The 23,641-nt window shown below is 62.4% G+C and carries 23 protein-coding genes; 13 read left to right on the top strand and 10 right to left on the bottom strand.

Annotated elements, in window-relative coordinates:
• The first annotated feature begins 22 nt into the window (after window positions 1–22).
• From ltnD to AWB67_RS24060, 8 genes are all read left to right on the top strand, one after another.
• A complete protein-coding gene (gene ltnD, locus AWB67_RS24095; RefSeq protein ID WP_087658735.1) occupies window positions 23–928 on the top strand; it encodes an L-threonate dehydrogenase in 906 nt (301 codons plus the stop codon).
• Window positions 925–2,190, top strand: coding sequence for a 3-oxo-tetronate kinase (gene otnK, locus AWB67_RS24090; protein ID WP_087658734.1), 1,266 nt, complete (start codon window positions 925–927; stop codon window positions 2,188–2,190). The genes ltnD and otnK overlap by 4 nt, the downstream gene beginning before the upstream one ends.
• Window positions 2,191–2,197: 7 nt before the next feature.
• Entirely contained in the window at window positions 2,198–2,839 is a 642-nt protein-coding gene (gene otnC / locus AWB67_RS24085) for a 3-oxo-tetronate 4-phosphate decarboxylase (protein WP_087658762.1), read from the top strand.
• A 36-nt stretch (window positions 2,840–2,875) separates the two neighbouring features.
• Window positions 2,876–4,210: an MFS transporter gene (locus AWB67_RS24080; protein WP_087658733.1), complete on the top strand. Its 1,335-nt coding sequence runs from the start codon at window positions 2,876–2,878 to the stop codon at window positions 4,208–4,210.
• A gap of 165 nt (window positions 4,211–4,375) precedes the next feature.
• On the top strand, window positions 4,376–5,164 hold the full coding sequence (gene otnI / locus AWB67_RS24075) for a 2-oxo-tetronate isomerase (RefSeq protein ID WP_087658732.1): 789 nt from the start codon (window positions 4,376–4,378) through the stop codon (window positions 5,162–5,164).
• 17 nt (window positions 5,165–5,181) lie between these two features.
• On the top strand, window positions 5,182–6,138 hold the full coding sequence (denD, locus tag AWB67_RS24070) for a D-erythronate dehydrogenase (protein ID WP_087658731.1): 957 nt from the start codon (window positions 5,182–5,184) through the stop codon (window positions 6,136–6,138).
• A 234-nt stretch (window positions 6,139–6,372) separates the two neighbouring features.
• Window positions 6,373–7,452 carry a DedA family protein/thiosulfate sulfurtransferase GlpE gene (locus AWB67_RS24065; protein ID WP_087658761.1) on the top strand — a complete coding sequence of 360 codons (1,080 nt, stop codon included), beginning with the start codon at window positions 6,373–6,375 and terminating at the stop codon, window positions 7,450–7,452.
• Window positions 7,453–7,544: 92 nt separating this feature from the next.
• Complete coding sequence (locus AWB67_RS24060) at window positions 7,545–9,269, top strand: FAD-dependent oxidoreductase (protein ID WP_235025285.1); 1,725 nt, start codon at window positions 7,545–7,547, stop codon at window positions 9,267–9,269.
• On the opposite strand, the gene AWB67_RS24055 is transcribed toward AWB67_RS24060, so the two are convergent.
• Both AWB67_RS24055 and AWB67_RS24050 read right to left on the bottom strand, forming a co-directional pair.
• Window positions 9,227–10,681, bottom strand: coding sequence for a heavy metal sensor histidine kinase (locus tag AWB67_RS24055; RefSeq protein WP_087658729.1), 1,455 nt, complete (start codon window positions 10,679–10,681; stop codon window positions 9,227–9,229). The two genes, AWB67_RS24060 and AWB67_RS24055, sit on opposite strands and share 43 nt — an antisense overlap.
• On the bottom strand, window positions 10,678–11,349 hold the full coding sequence (locus AWB67_RS24050; protein WP_087658728.1) for a heavy metal response regulator transcription factor: 672 nt from the start codon (window positions 11,347–11,349) through the stop codon (window positions 10,678–10,680). The genes AWB67_RS24055 and AWB67_RS24050 overlap by 4 nt, the downstream gene beginning before the upstream one ends.
• Window positions 11,350–11,501: 152 nt before the next feature.
• On the opposite strand from AWB67_RS24050, the gene AWB67_RS24045 reads away from it, so the two are divergent.
• From AWB67_RS24045 to AWB67_RS24035, 3 genes are read left to right on the top strand one after another with little or no spacing between them, the layout of a single operon-like run.
• Window positions 11,502–12,104, top strand: coding sequence for a cytochrome b/b6 domain-containing protein (locus tag AWB67_RS24045; protein WP_235025283.1), 603 nt, complete (start codon window positions 11,502–11,504; stop codon window positions 12,102–12,104).
• Between the two features lie 3 nt (window positions 12,105–12,107).
• Window positions 12,108–12,890 (top strand): molybdopterin-dependent oxidoreductase, encoded by a 783-nt coding sequence (locus AWB67_RS24040; protein WP_087658726.1) that lies wholly within the window; start codon window positions 12,108–12,110, stop codon window positions 12,888–12,890.
• A gap of 41 nt (window positions 12,891–12,931) precedes the next feature.
• Window positions 12,932–13,546: a hypothetical protein gene (locus tag AWB67_RS24035; RefSeq protein WP_087658725.1), complete on the top strand. Its 615-nt coding sequence runs from the start codon at window positions 12,932–12,934 to the stop codon at window positions 13,544–13,546.
• A 46-nt stretch (window positions 13,547–13,592) separates the two neighbouring features.
• On the opposite strand, the gene AWB67_RS24030 is transcribed toward AWB67_RS24035, so the two are convergent.
• The 5 genes from AWB67_RS24030 to oxlT form a co-directional block, all read right to left on the bottom strand.
• Window positions 13,593–13,982, bottom strand: a complete 390-nt coding sequence (locus AWB67_RS24030; RefSeq protein ID WP_087658724.1) for a tautomerase family protein — start codon at window positions 13,980–13,982, stop codon at window positions 13,593–13,595.
• Window positions 13,983–14,035: 53 nt separating this feature from the next.
• Complete coding sequence (locus AWB67_RS24025) at window positions 14,036–14,452, bottom strand: MarR family winged helix-turn-helix transcriptional regulator (RefSeq protein ID WP_087658723.1); 417 nt, start codon at window positions 14,450–14,452, stop codon at window positions 14,036–14,038.
• A gap of 35 nt (window positions 14,453–14,487) precedes the next feature.
• On the bottom strand, window positions 14,488–15,900 hold the full coding sequence (locus AWB67_RS24020; RefSeq protein WP_087658722.1) for an aminotransferase-like domain-containing protein: 1,413 nt from the start codon (window positions 15,898–15,900) through the stop codon (window positions 14,488–14,490).
• Between the two features lie 575 nt (window positions 15,901–16,475).
• A complete protein-coding gene (locus AWB67_RS24015) occupies window positions 16,476–16,706 on the bottom strand; it encodes a hypothetical protein (protein WP_087658760.1) in 231 nt (76 codons plus the stop codon).
• A 153-nt stretch (window positions 16,707–16,859) separates the two neighbouring features.
• Complete coding sequence (gene oxlT / locus AWB67_RS24010; protein WP_087658721.1) at window positions 16,860–18,182, bottom strand: oxalate/formate MFS antiporter; 1,323 nt, start codon at window positions 18,180–18,182, stop codon at window positions 16,860–16,862.
• A gap of 721 nt (window positions 18,183–18,903) precedes the next feature.
• On the opposite strand from oxlT, the gene AWB67_RS24005 reads away from it, so the two are divergent.
• A complete protein-coding gene (locus AWB67_RS24005) occupies window positions 18,904–19,326 on the top strand; it encodes a universal stress protein (protein WP_087658720.1) in 423 nt (140 codons plus the stop codon).
• A gap of 4 nt (window positions 19,327–19,330) precedes the next feature.
• On the opposite strand, the gene AWB67_RS24000 is transcribed toward AWB67_RS24005, so the two are convergent.
• Together AWB67_RS24000 and AWB67_RS23995 are read right to left on the bottom strand one after the other, a co-directional pair.
• Complete coding sequence (locus AWB67_RS24000; protein ID WP_087658719.1) at window positions 19,331–19,591, bottom strand: hypothetical protein; 261 nt, start codon at window positions 19,589–19,591, stop codon at window positions 19,331–19,333.
• A 33-nt stretch (window positions 19,592–19,624) separates the two neighbouring features.
• A complete protein-coding gene (locus AWB67_RS23995) occupies window positions 19,625–19,984 on the bottom strand; it encodes an H-NS histone family protein (protein ID WP_087658718.1) in 360 nt (119 codons plus the stop codon).
• A gap of 375 nt (window positions 19,985–20,359) precedes the next feature.
• On the opposite strand from AWB67_RS23995, the gene AWB67_RS23990 reads away from it, so the two are divergent.
• Window positions 20,360–20,671 (top strand): DUF2917 domain-containing protein, encoded by a 312-nt coding sequence (locus tag AWB67_RS23990; RefSeq protein WP_087658717.1) that lies wholly within the window; start codon window positions 20,360–20,362, stop codon window positions 20,669–20,671.
• A gap of 91 nt (window positions 20,672–20,762) precedes the next feature.
• On the opposite strand, the gene acnA is transcribed toward AWB67_RS23990, so the two are convergent.
• Complete coding sequence (gene acnA, locus AWB67_RS23985) at window positions 20,763–23,480, bottom strand: aconitate hydratase AcnA (RefSeq protein ID WP_087658716.1); 2,718 nt, start codon at window positions 23,478–23,480, stop codon at window positions 20,763–20,765.
• Window positions 23,481–23,641 lie beyond the last annotated feature (161 nt).

Genomic DNA, 23,641 nt, shown 5'->3' with positions numbered 1-23,641 from the left:
CTTCAATCAGAAGAGAAAAGACATGTCCAGAAATGTGGGAGTCATCGGCCTGGGCGCAATGGGCCTCGGCGTCGCGCGCTCGTTGCTGCGCGCCGGCTTCGCGGTCCATGCGTGCGACGTCCGCGCGCAAGCGCTCGAAGCGTTCGCGGCCGAAGGCGGCATCGCCTGCGCGACGCCCGCCGAGTTGGGCGGCAAGTGCGACGTGGTCGTTACTGTCGTCGTCAACGCGGCGCAGACCGAAACCGTGCTCTTCGGCGCCGACGGCAAGTCCGGCGCGGTACCGGCGATGAAGCCGGGCGGCGTCGTGCTCGCCTGCGCGACGGTATCGCCGGCGTTCGCAATCGATCTCGGCAAGCGCATCGAGGCGGCCGGTTTGCAACTGCTCGACGCGCCGCTTTCCGGCGGCGCGGCGCGCGCGGCATCGGGCGAAATGACGATGATGACCTCCGGCCCCGCCGCCGCCTACGCCGCCTGCGAGGACGTGCTCGAAGCGATCGCGGGCAAGGTCTACCGCCTGGGCGACGCGCACGGCGCGGGATCGAAGGTCAAGATCATCAACCAGTTGCTCGCGGGCGTGCACATCGCCGCCGCCGCCGAGGCGATGGCGCTCGGCCTGCGCGAAGGCGTCGATCCCGATGCGCTCTACGACGTCATCACGCACAGCGCGGGCAATTCGTGGATGTTCGAGAACCGCGTGCCGCACATCCTCGCGGGCGACTACACGCCGCTGTCGGCGGTCGATATCTTCGTGAAGGACCTCGGCCTCGTGCTCGATACGGCGCGCACGTCGAAATTCCCGCTGCCCTTGTCGGCGGCGGCGCACCAGATGTTCATGATGGCGTCGACCGCCGGCCACGGCGGCGAGGATGATTCCGCCGTCATCAAGATTTTCCCGGGCATCGACGTTCCGAAGGGAGACAAAAAATGACGAAGGCGCTGCTAGGCTGTATCGCCGACGATTTCACCGGCGCCACTGATCTCGCCAACATGCTCGTGCGCGGCGGCATGCGCACGGTGCAAACGATAGGCGTGCCCGCGGCCGGCACCGCGATCGAGGCGGACGCGCTCGTTGTCGCGCTGAAATCGCGCACGCTTCCGGCGGCGGAAGCGGTCGCGCAATCGCTCGAAGCGCTCGAATGGCTGCGGGCACAGGGCTGCCAGCAGTTCCTCTTCAAATACTGCTCGACCTTCGATTCCACCGACGAAGGCAACATCGGCCCCGTCGCCGATGCGTTGCTCGACGCGCTTGGGGACGATTTCACGATCGCGTGCCCGGCGTTTCCCGAGAACGGCCGCACGATCTTTCGCGGCAATCTGTTCGTCGGCGACGTGCTGCTGAACGAGTCGGGCATGGAAAACCATCCGCTCACGCCGATGACCGATCCGAACCTCGTGCGCGTCTTGCAGCGTCAGACGAAATCGAAAGTCGGGCTGATCCGCTACGACACGATCATGAAGGGCGCGGATGCGGTGCGCGCGCGCATCGCGGAACTCAGGAAGGAAGGCGTGCGCCTTGCGATCGCGGACGCCGTCTCCGACGCCGATCTCTACGTCCTCGGCGATGCCTGCGCGGACTTGAAGCTCATCACCGGCGGCTCGGGCATCGCGCTTGGCCTGCCGAAGAACTTCGGCCAGCTTGCCGACGCCGCCCACGCCGCCGACTTGCCGAAGATCGAAGGGAAAGCGGTCGTGCTGGCGGGCAGCGCCTCGAAGGCGACGAATGCGCAGGTCGCCGAGTGGCGCGCGTCGAAGCCGAGCTTTCGCGTCGAGCCGATGGCGCTTTCGCGCGGCGAGCCGGTCGCCGAGCAGGCGATCGCGTTCGCGCAGCAGCACGCCAACGAGCCCGTGCTGATCTACGCGACCTCCACGCCGGACGAAGTGAAGGCGGTGCAAAAGGAACTGGGCGTCGAGAAGGCGGGGCATCTGGTCGAGCAGGCGCTGGCGTCGATTGCGCGCGGCCTGCGCGATCTCGGCGTGCGCAAGTTCGTGGTGGCGGGCGGCGAGACGTCGGGCGCGGTCGTGCAGGCGCTCGATGTCGCAACGCTGCGCATTGGGCCGCAGATCGATCCGGGCGTGCCGGCGACGCAATCCATCGGTGACGAACCGCTTGCACTCGCGCTGAAGTCAGGCAATTTCGGGACGACGGATTTCTTCGCGAAGGCGTTGAAAACCCTCGACGGAGCTGCCTGACATGAGCATGGCGCACGACGAAAACCGCATCCGCGAGGAAATCTGCGTGACGGGCGCGAGCCTGTATCAGCGCGGCTACACAGTCGGCAGCGCGGGCAACATCAGCGCGCGCCTCGACGACGGCTGGCTCATCACGCCGACCGACGTCTGCCTCGGCCGTCTCGATCCGGCGGAAATCGCGAGAGTCGATACGGCGGGCAATCACGTTTCCGGCGGCCGGCCGTCGAAGACGCTGGCGCTGCATCGGCGGATCTATGAGAACAACGCGGAGGCGCGCGGCGTCGTCCATACGCATTCGACGCATCTCGTCGCGCTGACGCTCGCGGGCGTCTGGCGCGACACCGACGTATTGCCACCGATCACGCCGTACTACGTGATGAAAGTCGGCCACGTGCCGCTGATTCGCTATCGGCGGCCGGGCGATCCGGCGGTCGCGGAAGAAGTGGCGGCGCTCGCCTCCAAGGTGCGCGCAGTCTTGCTGGAACGGCTCGGTCCGGTCGTCTGGGAGCGATCGGTCTCACAAGCGTCTTATGCGCTTGAAGAGCTGGAAGAAACCGCGCGGCTGTGGCTTCTGACCACGCCCCGCCCCGAGCCGCTCGAAGAAGCGGCCATCGAGGATCTGCGCGCTACTTTTAACGCGCGCTGGTAACACGAACTGCACGAAATCCCTTCCTGGAGACACGTAATGAGCCTTGAACAAGCGGTGCCGGGCGGCACCCGGGTACCTTTTGCCGCGCCGTCCGCGGACGAAACCAAACGCACTTACGCCAAGGTGTTCTGGCGCATCGTGCCGTTCTTGATGCTGTGCTATGTGGTCGCCTACCTGGACCGCGTGAACGTCGGCTTTGCGAAGCTGCAGATGTCGCAGGACCTCGCCTTCAGCGAAACCGTGTTTGGCCTCGGCGCCGGCATCTTCTTCCTCGGCTACTTTCTGTTCGAATTGCCGAGCAACTTGCTGATGCACAAGATCGGTGCGCGCATCTGGATCGCGCGGATCATGATCACATGGGGTCTGCTCTCGGCGTTGTTCGTGTTCGTCAAGACGCCGACGCAGTTCTACGTCCTGCGCTTTCTGCTCGGGCTCGCCGAAGCGGGGTTCTATCCGGGCGTGATCCTGTATCTCACGTACTGGTTCCCGTCGCACCGGCGCGCGAAGATCGTCGCCGTGTTCATGTCGGCGATTCCGGTGTCGGGCATCTTCGGCAATCCGCTCTCGGGCTGGATCATGCAGAGTTTCGCGGGCCACAAGGGCTTCGCCGGCTGGCAGTGGATGTTCCTGATCGAAGCGATTCCCGCCGTGCTGGTCGGCATCGCGACGATCCTTTATCTCGATAACAACATCCGCAGCGCGAAGTGGCTCTCCGAGCGCGAGAAGCGCCTGCTGGAAGAGGAAATCGCCGCGCAGCCGCAACACGCGGGCGACGGCACGAAGCATTCGCTGCGCGCCGTTTTCGCCGACAAGCGCATGTGGTGGATGTCGCTGATCTACTTCGCGTTCGTGACCGGCCAGTACGGCCTGACGTTCTGGATGCCGACCTTCATTAAGTCGACGGGTGTCACCGGTGCGTTCAACATCGGCCTCTTGAGCGCGATTCCGTTTCTCGTCGCGATCGTCGTGATGAATATTCTCGGCCACAGCGCGGACAAGCATCGCGAACGCCGCTGGCACCTGATCGTGCCGGCGCTGGCGGCGGCAGTTGGATTTTCGATCGCGGCGTCGTTCGCGGGCAATACGGTGGTGTCGATCATCGCGCTGTCGCTTGCGGCGGCTGGCGTGCTGACCTGCGCGCCGCTCTTCTGGTCGCTGCCGACGGCGTTCATGTCGGGCGCGGCAGCGGCTGCCGGCATCGCGATCATCAATTCGATCGGCAATCTCGCCGGGTTCGCGAGCCCGTATATGATCGGTTATCTGAAAGACCTGACGCACAGCACGGCGACCGGTATGTATGTGCTGGCCACGATGCTCGTGATCGGTGCGATCGCGGTGTATCTGACGCCTGCGAAGCTGGTGAATCGCTGAAGCCGCAGTAACTGAGTTTTTAACGGGACCAGAGTAGCGTCCTAGAAACGCGAACTCCAGGTCGAACAACAACTTCGCTGCATGGGACCAGAGTTAGGTGCATGGGCCAGAGTAAGCGCTAGCTCTGGCCGACAGCGCTAACTCTGGTCGACAGGAGACAACGCAATGCCCCGCTTTGCCGCCAATCTCACGATGATGTACAACGAGCACGCGTTCCTCGACCGCTTCGCCGCCGCGGCGAAAGACGGCTTCAAGGCCGTGGAATTCCTGTTCCCGTACGAATTCGCCGCCGCCGACATCAAGTCGCGCCTGCAGGAAAACGGCCTCACGCAAGCGCTCTTCAACGCGCCACCGGGCGACTGGGCCGCAGGCGAACGCGGCATCGCGTCGCTGCCGGGTCGCGAGGACGAATTCCGCAGCGCGCTCGACAAAGCACTTGAATACACCGCCGCGCTCGGTAACGACCGCCTGCATGTGATGGCGGGCCTGATCGCGCCGGATCAGCCGCGCGAGAAGCATCGCGAGGTGTATCTGAAGAATCTGGAAATCGCGGCGAGCGCGGCGAAACCGGCGGGTGTGACGATCGTCATCGAGCCGATCAATACGCGCGACATTCCCGGTTTCTTCCTGAATCGCCAGGATGACGCGCAGGCGATCTGCGACGAAGTCGGCGCGACGAACCTGCAAGTCCAGTTCGACTGCTATCACTGCCAGATCGTCGAAGGCGATCTCGCGGTGAAACTCAAGCGCGACATGAAGCGCCCGAACGCGGGCATCGGCCACATTCAGATCGCGGGCGTGCCGGAGCGCCATGAGCCGGACATCGGCGAACTGAACTACCCGTATCTCTTCGACCTGATCGATTCGCTCGGCTACACCGGCTGGATCGGCTGCGAATACCGTCCGCGCGCGGCGACCTCCGACGGCCTCGGCTGGCTCAAGCCCTACCTGTAAACTGCCTGAACGACACCATGAAAATCCTCATTACCGGCGGCGCCGGATTCCTCGGACAGCGCCTCGCGCGCCGTCTCCTCGATCGCGGCGAGCTGAACGGCCAGCCGATCACCGAAATGGTGCTGCTCGACGTGGTCGCGGGCAACGATTTCGGCGACAAGCGCGTGCGCGTCGAAACCGGCGACATCGCCGATCGCAGCGTGCTCGAACGCGCGATCGATACGAAAACCGAAGCGATCTTCCACCTCGCCGCGATCGTGAGCGGCCAGGCGGAAGCCGATTTCGACCTCGGCATGCGCATCAACCTGGACGCGTCGCGCCTGCTGCTCGAAGTGTGCCGCACGCTCGGCCACGCGCCGCGCGTGCTGTTCACGAGCTCGGTCGCGGTCTACGGCGGCGCGCTGCCCGACGTGGTGCAGGACGACACCGCGCTCAATCCGCAATCGTCGTACGGGACGCAGAAGGCGATCGCCGAACTGCTGCTCTCCGACTACTCGCGACGCGGTTTCGTAGACGGCCGCGTGCTGCGCCTGCCGACCATCAGCGTGCGGCCGGGCAAGCCGAACGCGGCGGCGTCGTCGTTTGCGAGCGGGATCATCCGCGAGCCGCTGAACGGCGAACGCGCGATCTGTCCCGTCGACGGTGAGACGCGCCTCTGGCTGCTGTCGCCGAAAAGCGCGATCGAGGCGCTGATCGCGGGCCTCGAAATCGATCGCGAGAAGCTCGGCAACCGGCCGGTGGTCAACCTGCCGGGGCTGTCGGTGAGCGTGAACGAGATGATCGAAGCGCTCGGCGAAGTGGCGGGCGAGGAGACCGTCGCGCGCATCGACCGTCAGCGTGACGAGCGCATCGAGAAGATCGTCGGAAGCTGGCCGGGCGCGTGGAATCCCGAACGCGCGGAGCAACTTGGACTGCAAGGCGACAAGACGTTCGCCGACGTGATCCGCGCCTACATCGCCGATCAGAAAGCCTGACCATTCGTTAAGCCTTCACTCCATACGGCGCCGCAGCCCTTGCGGCGCCTGCCTCGCGCCGTGGTCCCGCGACCATTGCTGCAATCCGCGCTACACTCATCTCTTTAATGTGACGAAGCTGGCTCAAGCCCAGCACGCATCGGCGCGTGCAGCCCATCCGCGCTTTCGCGCGCATCGCAAAAATATCTTCGTCGCCCTCTTCGGACGCCACCTTGTGCGCGGGAGAATTCCATGTTGCTCCATGACCTCGTCGATCGGTTCGGCCCGGCGATCGTCTTCGTCAATGTAATGGGCGCGGCCCTCGGGCTGCCCGTGCCTGCCATGCCGACGCTGATCGTCGTCGGCGCTTCGGTCGAGGTGATGGCGCTGCGCGGCGCGGGCACGCTCTGGCCGATCCTCGGCATGCTGGCGCTCGCGGTGGCGGGCGGCGTGCTCGGCGACCTCGTCTGGTTCCAGGGCGGTCGGCGTTACGGCGACCGCACGCTCAAGACGATCTGCAAGCTCTCGCTATCGCGCGATACGTGCGTCAAGAAAACCGAGCGCTTTTTCGGCCGCTGGGGTGTGCGCGTGCTGCTCGTCGCGAAGTTCATCCCGGGGCTCTCGCTCGTGTCGGTGCCGCTCGCGGGCGCAATGGGCGTGCGCCTGCGCAGCTTCATCGTGCACGACGGCGCGGGCGTCGCGCTGTGGGCGGCGGTCGGGCTCGGGCTCGGCGTCGCGTTCGCGGCGGAGCTGGAGATGCTTTTCGCGATGCTCTCGCGGCTCGGACGGCAGGCGGGCATGGTCGTCGCCGTGCTGCTCGCGGCGTATATCGCGTATCGCTGGTGGCGTCGCCGCGCGCTGATGGAGACGCTCGAAAAGGCGCGCGTCACCGTCGACGAGCTCTACGCGATGATGGAAAACAAGCCGCTGCCGACGATTTTCGACATCCGCTCGCGCGAGAAGCGCGTGCTCGATCCGTTCGTGATCCCTGGCGCGGTGTTCGCGGACGAACGCGAACTGCAACGGATCATGTCGGAATACGACCCGGCGCAGAAGATCATCATTTATTGCTCGTGCCCGAACGAAGTGTCTGCGGCGTGGATGGCGAAGACGCTGCGCAACGCAGGCTTCAAGGACGTCGTGCCGCTGACAGGCGGGCTCGACGCATGGCGGCTCGCGGGCTTCGAGGTCGCGCCGCTCACCGAACTGGGCGACGACCCGGTGATGACCGACGAAGTCGGCGAAATGGCTGCAATGTGCCCGTGGCCGGTGAAGTCGGCGGCGGGTTCGAGATCCCTGCAAGAAGCTGGTTTTCCACATGGAGATCGCGCATGAGTACAGGTATGAGCGGCGAGCCGTCGAACGACTTTTTCCCGGCAGGGATGGCCTGGGGCCCGCGCGACACGCCGCACGAAGATCCGAACATCATGCCGACGGCGGTCGGTGCGCCCTCCGTGAGCGGGGGCGAAGAGGCGCCGTTCTCGCCGCTGCAGACGCGCGCGCACCAGATGTTTCCGCTGCTCACCGAGAGCGAAGTCGAGCGCATGCGCCGCTTCGGCACGATCGAGCGCTGGAAGGCCGGCGAGGCGATGTTCACGATGGGCGATGTCGGGAAGGGAATGGTGGTCGTGCTGAAGGGCCTCGTGCGGATCAACCGGCGTGACGCGCTCGGGCACGTGCATCTGATCATCGACCAGCCGCCAGGGCAGTTCCTCGCGGAAATCGCGCAGTTGTCGGGCAAGCCCTGCCTCGTCGATGGCTACGCGCTCGAAGACGTGGAAGGCATCGTGATTCCGCCGGAGCGATTGCGGGCGCTGATCATCGCCGAGGCGGAACTCGGCGAGCGCATCATGCGTGCGCTGATCCTGCGGCGCGTCGGGCTGATCGAAAAGGGCAGCGGGCCGGTGCTGCTCGGCAAGTCCACCGACGGCAAGCTGATCGCGCTGCAAGGGTTCCTGCGCCGTAACGGCTATCCGCACACGGTGATCGACGCCTGCGCCGATCCGGACGCGATCGCTTTGCTCGAACGCATCTCGGCGTCGAAGGCCGATTTTCCGCTCGTGATCTGTCCGGACGGCACCGTGCTGCGCGCACCCGACGAGAACCAGGTCGCGACGCAACTCGGCTGGCTACCGGAATTCGACAGCGCGCATATCTACGATGTCGCGGTCGTCGGCGCGGGGCCAGCCGGGCTCGCAACGGCGGTGTACGCGGCCTCCGAAGGGTTGTCGGTGGCCGTGTTCGATTGCCGCGCGCCGGGCGGACAAGCGGGCGCGAGCTCGCGCATCGAGAACTACCTCGGCTTTCCGACCGGCATCTCCGGACAGGCGCTCGCGGGCCGCGCGTTCGTGCAGGCGCAAAAATTCGGCGCGCATATCGCAATCCCGAGCGAGATCAAGTCGCTGCACTGCGACCGTTCGCCGATTCAGGTCGAACTTGCGAACGGCACGCTCGTCTCGACGCGCACGGTCGTGATCGCGAGCGGCGCGGCTTACCGGCGGCCGGCAATCGAAGGACTGGAGCGCTTCGAAGGACGCGGGACGTATTACTGGGCGTCGCCCGTCGAGGCGAAGCTCTGCAAGGATTCGGAAGTGGTGCTCGTCGGCGGCGGCAATTCGGCGGGGCAGGCCGCGGTGTATCTCGCATCGCATTGCGTGCACGTGCATCTGCTCATTCGCGGCGCGGGACTGGCGGCGAGCATGTCGCGCTATCTCGTCGACCGGATCGCTTCGCTGCCGAACGTCACGCTGCACACGCATACGCAGATCAGCTCGCTCGAGGGCGACGATCGCGGGCTGACTGCGGTGAACTGCAAGACGGCGGACGGGCCATTGTCGTTTCCTGTGCGGCATCTGTTCCTTTTTACCGGCGCCGATCCGAATACGTCGTGGCTCTCGGGCTGCAACGTGAGCGTCGATCGCAAGGGCTTCGTGTTGACTGGGCCGGAAGCGCATGAAGGACAGGAACCGGGCGCGCCGGCACTGGAAACGAGCGTGCCGGGCGTGTTTGCGATTGGCGACGTGCGCTCGGCATCGACGAAACGCGTGGCGGCGGCGGTTGGAGAAGGCGCGGCGGTCGTCGCGCAGATCCACGGGCTGCTCGCGGCGCGTCAGGAACTCGATGTCGACGCGCCTTGCGCCGCGCGTGTTTGAGCCGATGAGGCAGCGTTCGCGAAGCGCAGCGTGAATTCGATCCACCCGTCACGCGTGCACGCGGCCGATGCCTGGCCGCCGTGCAGGCGCATGATCGCCTGCACGATCGCGAGTCCAAGCCCGCTCGATTCCGTGAACTCGCTGCGGGCCGCATCGCCGCGATAGAAGCGGTCGAAGAGACGCATTAGTTCTTCTTCCGCAATCGCTTTCCCCTGATTGCCGATCACGATGCTCGCGCCATCTTCGTCCGCGCAGCCCGACAGGCGCACGACGGTGCCCGGCGTCGCATACCGCACCGCATTCACGACGACGTTACCAATCGCGCGCCGGCACATGATTGCATGTGCAACCATTTCACCTTCGGCTTGAACATCGAACGTGATCTGCCGCTCGTCGGCGATGCCTTCGAAGTAAGTGCTGATTGTTTCGAGCTCTTCGCGGATCGACAAACGCGTGCGTTCGATCTGCTGCTCTTCATGATCGGCCTGCGCGAGAAACAGAATATTCTGCGCGATCCTTCCGAGGCGTTCCAGCTCTTCGAGATTCGATTCGAGCACGCTGCGATATTCGCCGGTGCTTCGCGTATGCGCGAGCGTGACCTGCGTCTGGCCGATCAAAACGCCGATCGGCGTGCGCACCTCGTGCGCGAGGTCCGCCGAGAATTGCAGCAAGCGTTCGTATCCCGTCGCGAGGCGATCGAGCATCGCGTTGAACGACTCCGCGAGACTTTGCAATTCTGCCGGTGCGTTCGCGACATCGAGCCGCGCCGACATCCGGTTCGGCGTGATCTCGGCGGCCTTCGCGGCCATCTTCGTGAGCGGCAGCAGGCCGCGGCTCGATACCCAGTACGCGAGCAGCACGGTCACGACCACGGCACCGATCACGTTGATCCACACGCGCACGAGGTACGCGGAGAGCACGCGCGCTTCCTGTGTCATCGTGTGGGCGGCGATGATCTCGACCGTCTCGCCGCTCTCGCCGATCTGCGCCTGCGCCGCGACCCAGCGCATGCGCACGCCGTCGGCGCTCTTGCCTTCGTAAAGCGCGTCGAGTGTGACCGGCTGCGTCACCGGCACGGGTGTGAGCGACGGCAATGGCCTCTGCTCAGGATTGACGTTGATGAACGGCGCGACGCCCGCGCGGCGAAAAATGATGACGTCCTGCCTGTCGCCGAGCATCGTTTCGAACAGACGCGGACGCGATTCGATCTGCGTGATCGTGTACATGTCGTGCAGCAACGAGCGAAAGTGCTCGACGCGCCCGATCAACTGATAGTCCGCACGCGTGGAGAGGGCGGAATTCGTCGCCTGATATAGCGACGCGCCGACCATGCCGACCACCACGCACACGATCAGCGCAAAAAGGCAGGTGATGCGAACGGCGAGCGAATGCGTCGGCCACTTCGCGTTCAAGGATTCTCTCCGAACGAATAGCCGATGCTGCGCACCGTGTGAATCAACTTGATGTCGAACGGCTGGTCGATCTTTGCGCGCAACCGCTTGATCGCGACATCGACCACGTTGGTATCGCTGTCGAAATTCATGTCCCACACTTCCGATGCGATCAGCGTGCGCGAGAGTGCTTCGCCTTGCCGTCTGCAAAAGAGATGCAGCAGCGCGAACTCCTTGTTGGTCAGCGCGATGTCGATGCCCTGACGCGTGACCTTGCGGCGCAAGACATCAATGTGCAGGTCGGCGATCTGGAACACATCGGCTTCACGCACCACGCCGCGACGCAGCAGCGTGCGGATGCGCAGCACGAGTTCGGTGAAGGAAAAGGGCTTCACGAGATAGTCGTCGGCGCCCAGTTCGAGGCCGTGGATGCGATCGGTGACGTGATCGCGCGCAGTCAGAAAAATGACAGGCAGGTCACGTTTCGCGCGCAACGCCGACATGATCTGCCAGCCGTCGATACCGGGCAGCATCACGTCGAGCACGATCAGCTCGTACGGATGCGCGAGCGCCTGATGCAGCCCGTCGGTGCCGTTACGAACGAGATCGACCTGATAGCCGGACTCGGTGAGCCCCTTCTTCAGATAGTCGCCCGTCTTGCGGTCGTCTTCGATAACGAGAATGGTCATGCGCGCGTTGCGATGAATGGAGTGAGCACATTCTAGCGAGCATGGGGACGTGACTCGCGAAAATGACAAAAAAGTCATCGAGCCGTCATGCGTGCATCAGAGCCGCGCCGCTACGATTTCACCTCATGATTCACCACTCCCGCCGAGGCCCAATGACACAGCAGCTACAGCAAACCGCTCAGCCGGGCTGGGTTCGCATCACGCACTGGATCAACGCGTTTGCGGTCGTCACGATGGTGACGAGCGGCTGGCAAATCTACGACGCCTCGCCGATCTTCAAGTCGATCACGTTTCCCGCAAGCATCACGCTCGGCGGATGGCTCGGCGGCGCGCTCTTGTGGCACTTCGCGGCGATGTGGCTGCTGGTCGTCAACTTTGCCGTGTATCTCGTGCTGAACGTGGCGACCGGGCGCTTTCGCCGCAAGCTGTGGCCGGTGAGCGTGAAGAGCGTGATCGCCGATGCATTCGCGGCGTTCCGCGGCAAGCTCAAGCACGACGATCTCACGCACTACAACGCGGTGCAGAAGTTCGCGTATATCGCGGTGATCGTGGATATCGTGATCGTCATCGTGTCGGGGCTTGCCGTGTGGAAGTCGGTGCAGTTTCCGTTGCTTCGCGCGCTGATGGGCGGCTACGATTCGGCGCGCGTCGTGCACTTCTTCGCGATGAGTTTTCTGGTAGCGTTCTTCGTGCTGCACGTCGCGATGGTCGCGCTCGTGCCGCGCTCGCTGCTCTTGATGATCCGGGGACGCTGATTCATGTCGATTCGAAAAATTTTCACGGGCGCGTTGGGGCTGGACGCGGAGTCGATCGTCAGGGATGCGCAGAAGGAATTGAAGGCGCCAGCGCGGCGTCTCTTCGGCAAGCGCATTCTCACGCTCGGCGGTCTCGCGATGCTCTCAGGCTGCGACCTCACCAACGATAAATCGGTCAACGCGATGCTGCGCAAGATGTCCTCGTTCAATGACGACGCTCAGGCGTTGCTCTTCGATCCAAACAAGCTCGCGCCAACCTATCCCGAATCGATGATCACGCGACCGTTTCCATTCAACGCGTTCTATGACATCGATGAAGTGCCCGAGGTCGATGCTTCGACGTATCGCTTGCAGGTCGGTGGTTTAGCCAAAGGCAAGCGCGTCTGGACGCTCGAAGAACTGCGCGCGCTGCCGCAGGAAAGCCAGGTGACGCGGCATATCTGTATCGAAGGATGGAGCGCGATCGGCAAGTGGGGCGGCGTGCGCTTTGCCGATTTCCTCAAGCGCTCCGGCGCCGACACGACGGCCAAGTACGTCGCGTTCCATTGCGCGGATAACTATTCGACGAGCATCGACATGCCCACCGCGCTGCACGCGCAGACGCTGCTCACGCTCACTTACGACGGCCAGGTTCTGCCGCCGAAATATGGCTTCCCGATGAAGCTGCGCATGCCGACCAAGCTCGGCTACAAGAATCCGAAGCACATCGTCTCGATCACCGTGACGAACGATTATCCCGGCGGCTACTGGGAGAACCAGGGTTACAACTGGTTCGGCGGGTCCTGAGTCTGCCGCTCGCTTTTTGCTGTTCCCTCCAAGGAGACTTCATGAAACTGCAATTGAAACTCGGCGCTGCTGTCGCCACGTTCGTCATCGCTTCGGCTGCGTTCGCGCAGACGCCCGCAGCAAAGCCCACGCGCATTCGCGGCGAAATCGTCTCGCTTACCGGCGACACGCTGACGGTCCATCGACGCAGCGGCGACACCGTGACGATCGATGTGAAGTCGAGCGTTCCGGTCACGGCCGTGAAGAACATCAAGCTGGAGGACATCAAGCCCGGCTCGTTCGTCGGCACTGCTGCGACGACCGGCACCGATGGCAAGCTGACCGCCACCGAAGTGCTCGTGTTCCCCGAAGCCGCGCGCGGCACGGGCGAAGGTCACTACGCGTGGGACTTGGGCCCGAACAGCTCGATGACGAACGCAAACGTGGACAGCGTTGTGCAAGCCACTAGCGGTCGCGACCTCAAGCTGTCGTACAAGGGCGGCAACAATTCGGTGACGGTGCCCGAGAACGTACCGGTCGTGACATTCGCTCCGGCCGCTCGCACCGATCTGACCGCGGGCAAGAAGGTATTCATCGTAGCGAGCCCGGTGAACGGTACGCAGTTCGCGGCGCAACGGATCGTCGTGGAGAAGGATGGCGTCGTGCCGCCGATGTAATTCTCGTGCGCGAAAGACGCCCGCCGAACGGCGGGCGTTGTCGCATTTAATGATGGTAGCGATATTCCTGCGTGTATCCGCCGTACCCATACGACGCCGCTTTCACGTCCTGCACGTAGATATAGCTTTCTTCATGCAGGTTGCCGAGAATGCGCTCGAAGCCCGCGAAGGCTTCCCTGATATAGCGCGCCTTCTCGTCCTTCGTGTTCGTTTCGTCAGTGATCTTGATGTCGAAGTAGAAGCTGTTCCTGTTCTGCTCGCTCAGCAATTCCCCACCTACGACCCAACTGTCGCGATCGACGAAATCGATCGCAATGGCCGTCACTTCACGCTTCTTTCCAAGGATGCGTGTGGTGAGATCGAGCAGCAACTCGGAGATCTTCCGCGTCAGTTCGGGCGATTTTTTGGCACTGACTTTCACGTTGAGAATCGGCATGACGTTTCTCCATCGATGTGTAGTTAGCAATGCAACTATAAGGTCAAAAAAAATCAGTCGAGCAGCGCGCGAATGCCTTTCATCTTCGATACCGAATCGTCGAAGTGCGCGGCGCCCAGCTTTTTCTTCAAGCGCTTGGTCACTTCCGCGCTTGCCGCGTTGAGATCCGTCTTCATCGATTCGCCTAGCGCCGTAGCGTGAACGGCGGACTCGCGGCCATCACGATCCGTGGACCAGCGCTCGATCAGCGCCATTTTCTGCAACCCGTCGAGCGAGCGCGTAGCGGTAGGACGCGAGATGGCGAGCCCGGCCGCAAGTTCGCTTTGCAGCAAACCCGGCTTGTCGAGAATCGCCCGCAGCATGAAAGCCTGCGACGGCGTCAGCCCGAATGGCTTGAACGCCTTCGTCCACTCGCGTTCAAGAACGCGAGCCAGCGCGGTGGTGTTGAAGTAGAGGCATTGATCGAACATGAGGGGAGTGTAGGAGATACAAGTTTGCTATGCAACTAGTTTTTCGAGGCGCGTTCCCCCATCGCCTCGAAGAACCGCACTGCGCGCGCGTCGTCCGTATGCGCCGAGTTGATCCGCACATACGCGCAAGCCTCGCCGCTCGGCCGATAGTAGTTGCCCGGCGCGAGCGTCACGCCGAACTTCAGCGCTTCCTCGACGAGCACCGTCGAATCGTCGATGCCCGGCACTTTGGCCCACACGAAGTTGCCACCGCTCGGTTCATCGAAGACGTCCCAGCCGCACGCTTCGAGTTGCTGAACCGCTCCGGAAAGCGCATCGCGCACGCGCCGGCGCAGCCGCTCGAGATACTTCCGATACGTGCCGCGCTCCAGCAGATTCGCCGCGACGGCCTCGCTGAAACGCGTGCCGCCGAGGCTCGTCAGCACCTTCACGTCGACGAGATTCTTGACAAGTTCCGCATTCGCCGCGATGTACCCAATCCTGAGCGACGACGACAGCGTCTTCGACAACCCGCCCACGTAGATCACGCGATCGAGTTGATCGAGCGAAGCCAGGCGTTGCGTCGGCACGGCCTGGAAGTCGGCGTAAATGTCGTCCTCGACGAGCGAAAATCCGTATTGCTGCGCGAGTTGCAGCAGCTTGAACGCGACTTGCGGCGCGACGTTCGTCGCGGTCGGATTCTGGAAAACGGTGTTGATGAAGAACAGTTTCGGCTGATGAATCTTGAGCAGTTCCTCGGCGGCATCGACGTCGGGGCCGGTCGCGAGACGCGGCACGCCGACGAGCTTCACGCCTTGCAGCTTCAGCAAGCCGAAGAGGTTGTAATAACCCGGGTCTTCGACGAACACCGTATCGCCCGGCTTCAGCAAGAAACGCACGACGAGATCGAGTGCCTGACTCGCGCCGCACGTGATCATCAGGTTTTTCAGATCGGCGTCGATGCCGAGCAGATGTAGCCGCATCTGAACCTGGTGGCGCAGGCTCGCGTCGCCGTAGGGCATCGCGTAGTCAATCACGCTGCTCACGTCCATGCGCGACGCGTGACGTATCGCTTGCGTGAGCCCGTCGACGTCGCGCCACGACTCGGGGATGAACCCGCTCGAAAGCTTGAGCGTCTCGCCGGGGTAGTTGAACTGCTGCAGGATCTGGTTCGATTCCTCTTCGGCGAGACGCGGATTGCAGCGGCCGTTGCCGCGCTCGGCTTCATCGATATGGCCCGCGACATAGAACCCCGAACCATGTTTCGGCTGGATCAATCCGCGCGATGCCAGACGGTCGTAGGCTTCGATCACCGGAAAGCGGCTGATCTTCTGGTCGGCGGCGAGCTGGCGGATCGAGGGCAGCTTCGCGCCCGCCAGGACGCGGCGTCCGCGAATCAGCGATTCGATCTGATCGACGAGCTGGTCGGTCAACGGCACGCCGGTTTTTGAGTCGATTTCAAGTCTCATAAGGCCTCTCCCCGCAGGTGTTCGCCCGAAACTAGTGAACAGTTTGGGCCAACTGTTCTGTACTGTGCATCCCGATATTCGACCTTATCGCAATATTGGCGTCAATCGGTTTGAGCGAGCAGAGGGAGTTAAGGAATTCTTCAGCCGCGCTCTTTGCGAGGCGCGCGGCTGGCTGCTCCGCTGTGATTGGTCTGACAGGTGCCGCGAGGGCATGCCGAAGGACGCCGCGAACGCAAGCGCTGCACACGTTACGAGCGCAACGTGGGACTCCAGTTCGCATTGGCGGTGGCGACGGGGTCATGGCGGTCGCGAGGCCGCTGAATCTGACATCGACGGGGAACATTTCGGCGATCGCGCACGCGTAGGTGCCGGCGGCGAGCGAAGCCCGCGCCGCACGGCACGAACCAGGCGGCGAGATTGACACGATGGCGTGCGCCGCCATGAAGAAGAGCGGCGTGAGCGACGCGGACAGGACTCAGTGCAGAAGGTTGGGCGCAAGTCGCGAGCGGCACGTCGCTACGCCGTGCCGCTCGCGTCTCGCTCGAACTATCGACTCGTCGGACGAGACCGCAGCCTCATTGGGTCGTGGCGGTGAACGGTGGTGCGGGCATCGACTCGCCGTCGATGAAGGCTGTCGCGCATCGGACGGCGAACTGGAACGCGCCGTCCCGGTTGGCGAATTGCCCCAGATTTCCGAGCGAAGTAGCTTCGCCGTCTTCTTCCAGGATCGATGCGCGCGCGATGAATGTGTTGCCGACGCGAATCACGGAAGGCTGAATGGCTGCTCCATGATGGTAGAAAACGATCACGTGTCTCCTCCAGAATTGTCAACGAATTAGCTTAACGTCTTATTTTTGTTCGCGGGAAAAGTTACCTTTTGTCGTTAAGCGCTTAACGGTACGGAGCCCTGGTGCGACTGAGGCGAGCTACCGAAGAAGCCCGCTTAGTCGCTGCAATTGTCACGCGCCGGCAGCAGCGTTATTGGTAGCCGTCTCCTTCGCGAACAGACTTCGGGACGTCGCGACGTGAGTAGCGAGCACTGGCCGCAGAATCAGGATCGCGAGAAAAGCCGCGGTCAAATCCATCGCGGCGACGGTGTACAGAACCGTCGACCACGTTCCGGTCGCCTCCATCATCAGGTTGCCGATCGGGACGAACAGCGCGCCGATCCCCTTGGCCGTATAAAGCACCCCATAAATCTTGCCGATGTGCTTGGTCCCGAAAGCGTCGCCGGCGAGCGCCGAAAACAGCGAATACACCTCGCCCCACGCCAGAAAGACGACACCCGACAGGATCAGGAACGCATACGGATTGCTGCCGAAATATCCAAGAGCAATGATGCCGATCCCTTCGAGCGTAAAGGCGATGACCATCGTCTTCTCACGACCGATGTTGTCCGAAATCCAGCCGAACAGTGGACGCGAGATGCCATTCATGATGCGATCGAGCATCAGCGCGAGCGGGAGGGCAGCCATCACGAAGAAATGCAAATCGACCTGGAATTCCTTCACGCCCAGATCCTTCGCGATCACACCGAGTTGCGCCACGGCCATCATGCCGCCGGTGACGACCAGGATAAACATCACGAACATCAGCCAGAACAACTTGGTGTTCAGCGCTTCCTTTAGCGTGTAGTCGCGCCTCGCCTGAACAAGCTTCTGCGATGCCTTGACCTGGCTGGACTTCGGCGAGCGCAGGAACCATGCAGCGATAAAAGCGAGCGACCCTTGCAGGATGCCGAAGAACAGGAACGTCCCCTGAAAGCCCGTCGACTCGATCATCGCCGCGATCGGCAGGATCGTCGCAGCCGAGCCGGCGCCGTAGCCGCCGGCGGTCAGGCCGACAGCGAGGCCGCGCCGATCCGGAAACCACTTGAGCGCGTTGTTGATGCAAGTCGCGTAGATCGACCCCACGCCAATCCCGCCAACCGCCGCGCCGACATAGAAGCCCGTCAGGCTGGTCGCTTGCGAGTTGATGCACCACGCCGCCCCGATGAAAAGGGCGCCGAAAGCGACCATCAGGCGAGGGCCGAATTTGTCGATGAAGTAGCCTTCGATCGGCGCGAGCCAGGTCTGAACGAGCACGAATATCGTAAAGGCAATCTGGATCTTGGCGCGCGGCCAGCCGTAGGTTTCCTGTATCTCGGGAACGAACAAAGTCCACGCGTACTGGATATTCGCAGTCGCGATCATGCAGATGACGCCGACCGCAAGCTGGATCCAGCGGGTTTTGTCGGAGGCGGGATGGTTGGGGCGAAGCGCCGCCGTCGATGCGTTATTCATTGGGCGCTCCTTGAATCATATGATTTGATACAGGCGTGGGTGCGGACATGCACCTCAGATTCGATATGGCGTCGAGCATGTTTAGTTTTCCTAGATCATGGGTTGTGATGTCGTCAATCGACATCCGCTCACAAAATTGAAAGCCGTACGCTGGCCCTTTGCTCAATCAAGCAGGGCCAGCGCAGCGAGCGTTGCCCAACTAACCTGGTCGCGACGCACCTGCGTGGGGATTCCTTTCCATCACCGTCTCCTTGGCGTTGCTGCCTTTGTAATGGGACGTCGACCGACGTCTCCGTCGTCACCGATCAAACAGCGACCAGCGATTGGATACACAATATGTGATATATCAAGTAAGTCAAGTGAAAGGTACGGGAGGGTTTTCACCAGCGCGGGTAACTACGGAAGTTCCAGACAAAAAAAGGCCCGCAGGCAAGCCTGGCGGGCCGAGGCATGATGCGTGACAGGCAGTCCGCAACACGTACACGCAGTTATAGATGAAAGTTAAACGTAATGTAAAGGCGTTTTATTAATTATTTTGATAGCGGCCGACAGGGCAGGCTGAACGCAGTCATGTAGAGCCGCGGCCTGGTGGTGGAATATTCGCTACTCGGTTTCGAGCGCGCCGTCGGTATCGCGATCACCACGAAATGCACGCTTGAACGCGTCGGTTCCCTGCCAGATACTGTGACGATCCTTTCTGCCGCTTCAATGCGAGGTCACCGTGAACATCCTCTTGCCCGTGGACGGTAGCGAATTCACGCAGCGCACACTCGATTACATTGCGAGCCACGGCGCACTATTCGGACCGGGGCATACCTACACGGCATTTACCGCGGTCGCTCCGATTCCCGCGCATGCTGCGCGTTATTTGAGTCATGCCGTCGTCGATGAGTATTACCGTGATGAGGCCGAGAAAATACTTTCGCCGTTGCGCGAGTCGGCGAAACGCCATTCGCTTCCCATTGCGACGAAATACGCGGTGGGTCATGCCGGGGAAGCCATTGCCATATTCGCCAAGGCGGAACAGCAAGACCTCATTGTGATGGGTTCACACGGCCACTCGTGGATTGCGAACGTACTGCTTGGATCGGTGGCGACCGGTGTGCTGGCACGGTGTAACGTGCCGGTGCTGCTCGTTCGCTAGCGGGCTAGCTCACGTCCTCGTCTTCCATCTGTTTGCGTTTGCGGCGATCTTCATTCTCACGACGAGCGCGCAGACGCTGGCGCGAAAGAACGGCGATGATCTCGCCCGTCGTTGCGCCGGCAGGGACTTCGTTGCGGATTGTCTTGGGCACCATCGGCAGGCCCGCGCGGTGCCGTCGGAGCGCTTTGGCTATCGCGCTTCGACAATCCTCGCCGTGACAGTCCCATTCGTCACGGACTCTTTCGCAATATCGGCACTTGTCCATATTTCAACGGTTCAAATGCTGCTGGCCGCTCGGTCAGGCGTCTTCGGAAAAGAGCGACGCTTGCGAAAGCGCCGCTGCGCGCGAATCAGTACGCGCCGACACGATGAAGTCGTCCCGATTCTTCCCGACGATCCAATGCGGCGCTCGTCCGCGTCCGCTCCAGGTCGCGCCGGTGACGGGATCGCGATACTTCGGAGCGGCTTCGGCCTGAACCGGATTCGGTGTTGCCTTCCGGCCGACCAGTTCATGCAGCGTGATTCCGTACTCGCGCATCTTTTGCACGATTTCGATCATTGCGAGACGCACTTCCTTTGCTCGCGCTTCAGCCAACTGTTTTTCCAGGGCGTTGTGTTTTTCGAGCAACTCGGTGAGCTGCGGACTTTGATATGCCATAACGATATTGGGGAAATAGGATTGTCACAAACAAGAGAGGCTATCACGCGCGGGCGGACTCGTCTGGATGCATTGCTGCCGAGTTACCGCCCCGCTGTTCTCTATCAACCGTCTAGCTTGCCGCAGACCCAAGTGTTCACCCATTGCGACGGAACAGTTCGGCTGAAGTGTTCACAAGTGTGCATTCAAGCTGGCCGTAAAGTCTTCGATAATGGGATCACTGGTTCGTAACTGTATCGACAGCCCGCCGCCGGTTTTGTTGCTCTTCCCAGCAACATGAAATATCAGCGAGACAAATCTGCGGCTGCTGTCAACACCAAAAAGGTTTCGAACCGCATGCGTTACGTTTCGCGACGCGCACTCAGGAGCGGCAAAATGCGTGAATTCCGGTATTACGAACTCGATCGGCGCGATGTTCCCACTGGCTGGTTCATCGACCGTGCTCAAACCCTGAAGGTGATGCACGGCCAGATTTGGGTCACCGTCGAAGGCGAAGGCGGCGACATCTGGCTGCGCGCGGGCGAATCGCTCGAACTGCAGCCTTACTCGACGATCTGGGTCAGCGCGGCCGAAGAGGGCGGGCGTTTTTCGATGGCGTCGGTGTCGGCGCCGCGCAAGCACTGGGTCGAGCGCGCGATCGCGTGGTTTGCACGCCGCCCGTCGGCTACGCGCGTGATGGCGTCTTAAACGCAGGCGTATAAAAAAAACCCGGCCGCGGCCGGGTTCAACGTTCCCGCGCTCATATCGAGCGCGGTCACCTGCAAAGCTTCCAGTCGATTTACGCTGCGAGCAGCGAACGCAGCACGAAAGGCAGAATCCCGCCGTGCTTGTAGTAATCGACTTCGATCGGCGTATCGATACGCAGCAGCACGGCCACGCGTTTCTCGCTGCCGTCCTTGCTACGGATCACAAGCGTCACTTCCTGCTGCGGCTTGATGTTGTCGGTGAGACCTTCGATGTCGAAGGTTTCATCGCCCGTGATACCGAGCGTCTGCACGCTGTCGGTGCCCTTGAACTGCAGCGGCAGCACGCCCATGCCGACGAGATTCGAGCGGTGGATCCGCTCGAAGCTGCGCGCGACCACGGCCTTTACGCCGAGCAGTTGCGTACCCTTCGCCGCCCAGTCGCGCGACGAACCCGTGCCGTATTCCTCGCCCGCGAACACGACGGTCGGCGTGCCTGCGTCGATGTATTTCATCGCGGCATCGTAGATCGACAGTTGTTCGCCGCTCGGCTGATGGATCGTCAGGCCGCCTTCGACGCGCGCGCCGTCCGCTTTCGGCGGAATCATCAGGTTTTTGATCCGCACGTTCGCGAACGTGCCGCGCATCATCACGTCGTGATTGCCGCGGCGCGAGCCGTAGCTGTTGAAGTCGGCCTTCTGCACGCCGTTCGCCTTCAGCCACTTGCCCGCGGGCGAATCTTCCTTGATCGAACCCGCCGGGCTGATGTGGTCGGTCGTGACCGAATCACCGAAGATGCCGAGCGGACGCGCGCCCTTCACGGCCGGGATGCTGTCGGCCGGCTGCATCGAGAAGTCGCTGCCGAAGAACGGCGGCTCCGCGATGTAGGTCGACTTCGGCCAGTCGTAGACCTGACCCGTTTCGCCCGCGATCTTGCTCCACAGGTCGCCTTCCTTCGTGAGCTGCGAGTAGTTCTTGCGGAATGCGTCGGCGTCGAGCGCGAACTTGAGCAGCGAATGCACTTCCTCGCTCGTTGGCCAGATGTCGCCCAGGAAAATGTCGCGGCCTTCCTTGTTCGTGCCGACCGGCTCGGTCATCAGGTCGCGCGTGATGTTGCCCGCGATCGCGTATGCGACCACCAGCGGCGGCGATGCCAGGAAGTTCGCGCGGATGTTCGGGTGAATGCGCGCCTCGAAGTTGCGGTTGCCCGACAGCACGGCGGCCGCGACGATGTCGTTCTTGGTGATCGCGTCGTTCAGTTCCGGCGTAAGGTCGCCCGCGTTGCCGATACACGTCGTGCAGCCGTAAGCGGCGAGCGTGAAGCCGAGCTGGTCGAGGTAGGGCATGAGGCCCGTCTTCGTCAGGTACTCGGTCACGATGCGCGATCCCGGCGCAAGCGACGTCTTGATGTGCGGCGCGACCGTGAGGCCCGCTTCGACCGCCTTCTTCGCGAGCAGGCCGGCCGCGAGCAGCACGCTCGGGTTCGACGTGTTCGTGCACGACGTGATCGCGGCGATCAGGATGTCGCCGTTCTTCACGTTGACGCCGTTGGTCGTCGTGTACTGCGCGTTGAGATCAGCGGGCTTCTTCGCGAAGCCGTTTTCGCCGACCGGCTTCGAGAACAGTTCCGTGAAGTTCGACTTCACGTTGCCGATTTCGATGCGGTCCTGCGGACGCTTCGGGCCAGCGAGCGACGGCGCCACGGTGCTCAGATCGAGCGTGAGCGTCTTCGTGAAGTCGATGTCGCCTGCTTTCGGAATACCGAACAGGTTCTGCGCCTTGAAGTAGTTTTCGAAGGCCGAGATTTCCGCGTCGGTGCGGCCCGTGCCCCTGAAGTATTCAATGGTCTTTTCATCGACGGGGAAGAAGCCCATCGTCGCGCCGTATTCCGGCGCCATGTTGCCGATCGTCGCGCGATCCGGCAGCGACAGCGACGCCGTGCCTTCGCCGAAGAACTCGACGAACTTGCCGACGACCTTTTCCTTGCGCAGCAATTCGGTGACGGTCAGGACGAGATCGGTTGCCGTCACGCCTTCGCGCACCTTGCCCTTCAACTCGACACCGACCACGTCCGGCGTGAGGAAGTACACCGGCTGGCCGAGCATGCCCGCTTCCGCTTCGATGCCGCCCACGCCCCAGCCCACCACGCCGATGCCGTTGATCATCGTCGTGTGGCTGTCGGTTCCGACGAGCGTGTCCGGGTAGTACAGGGTGTCGCCGTTATCCGACTTCTTGTGCACGCCGCGCGCGAGATATTCGAGGTTCACCTGATGCACGATGCCGACGCCCGGCGGCACGACTTTGAAAGTGTCGAATGCCTGCATGCCCCACTTCATGAACTGGTAGCGCTCGTTGTTGCGCTGGAATTCCAGCTTCATGTTCAGGTCGAGCGCGTTCGGTTCGCGGAAGTGATCGATCTGCACCGAGTGGTCGACCACCAGATCGACCGGCACGAGCGGCTCGATCGCTTTCGGGTCCTTGCCCGCGCGCTTCGCGACGCCGCGCATCGCGGCGATGTCGGCGAGCAGCGGCACGCCGGTAAAGTCCTGCAGCACTACGCGCGCGACGACGAACGGGATTTCGTCGGTACGGGCCGCGATCGGCTTCCAGTTCGCGAGTTGCTCGATGTGCTCTTCGGCGATCTTCTTGCCGTCGAAGTTGCGCAGCACCGATTCCAGCACGATGCGGATCGACACCGGCAGGCGCTCGATCTTGACGTTCAGCTCTTTGCCGAGCTGCGGCAGCGAGTAGAACTTGCCTTTGCCGGAGCCGCTGTCGAATTCCTTAAGCGTTTTGTGGAGATTGTGGGCCATGATTTTTTTCCGTGGGTATTAAACGAGGAAATACCTTCGATGCAACGTTTCTGTTTGACTGACTAGATCACGTACAGATCGACGTATTCATTGACCGGCATCGCTTCGAGCTTTGCCTGATCGAGCGATACCGCGAGGATCGCCTGTTGCTGCTTTTGCGG

The sequence above is a fragment of the Caballeronia terrestris genome (assembly GCF_001544515.1).
GTDB lineage: Bacteria > Pseudomonadota > Gammaproteobacteria > Burkholderiales > Burkholderiaceae > Caballeronia > Caballeronia terrestris.
This window is presented reverse-complemented; position numbering and strand designations above follow the sequence as displayed.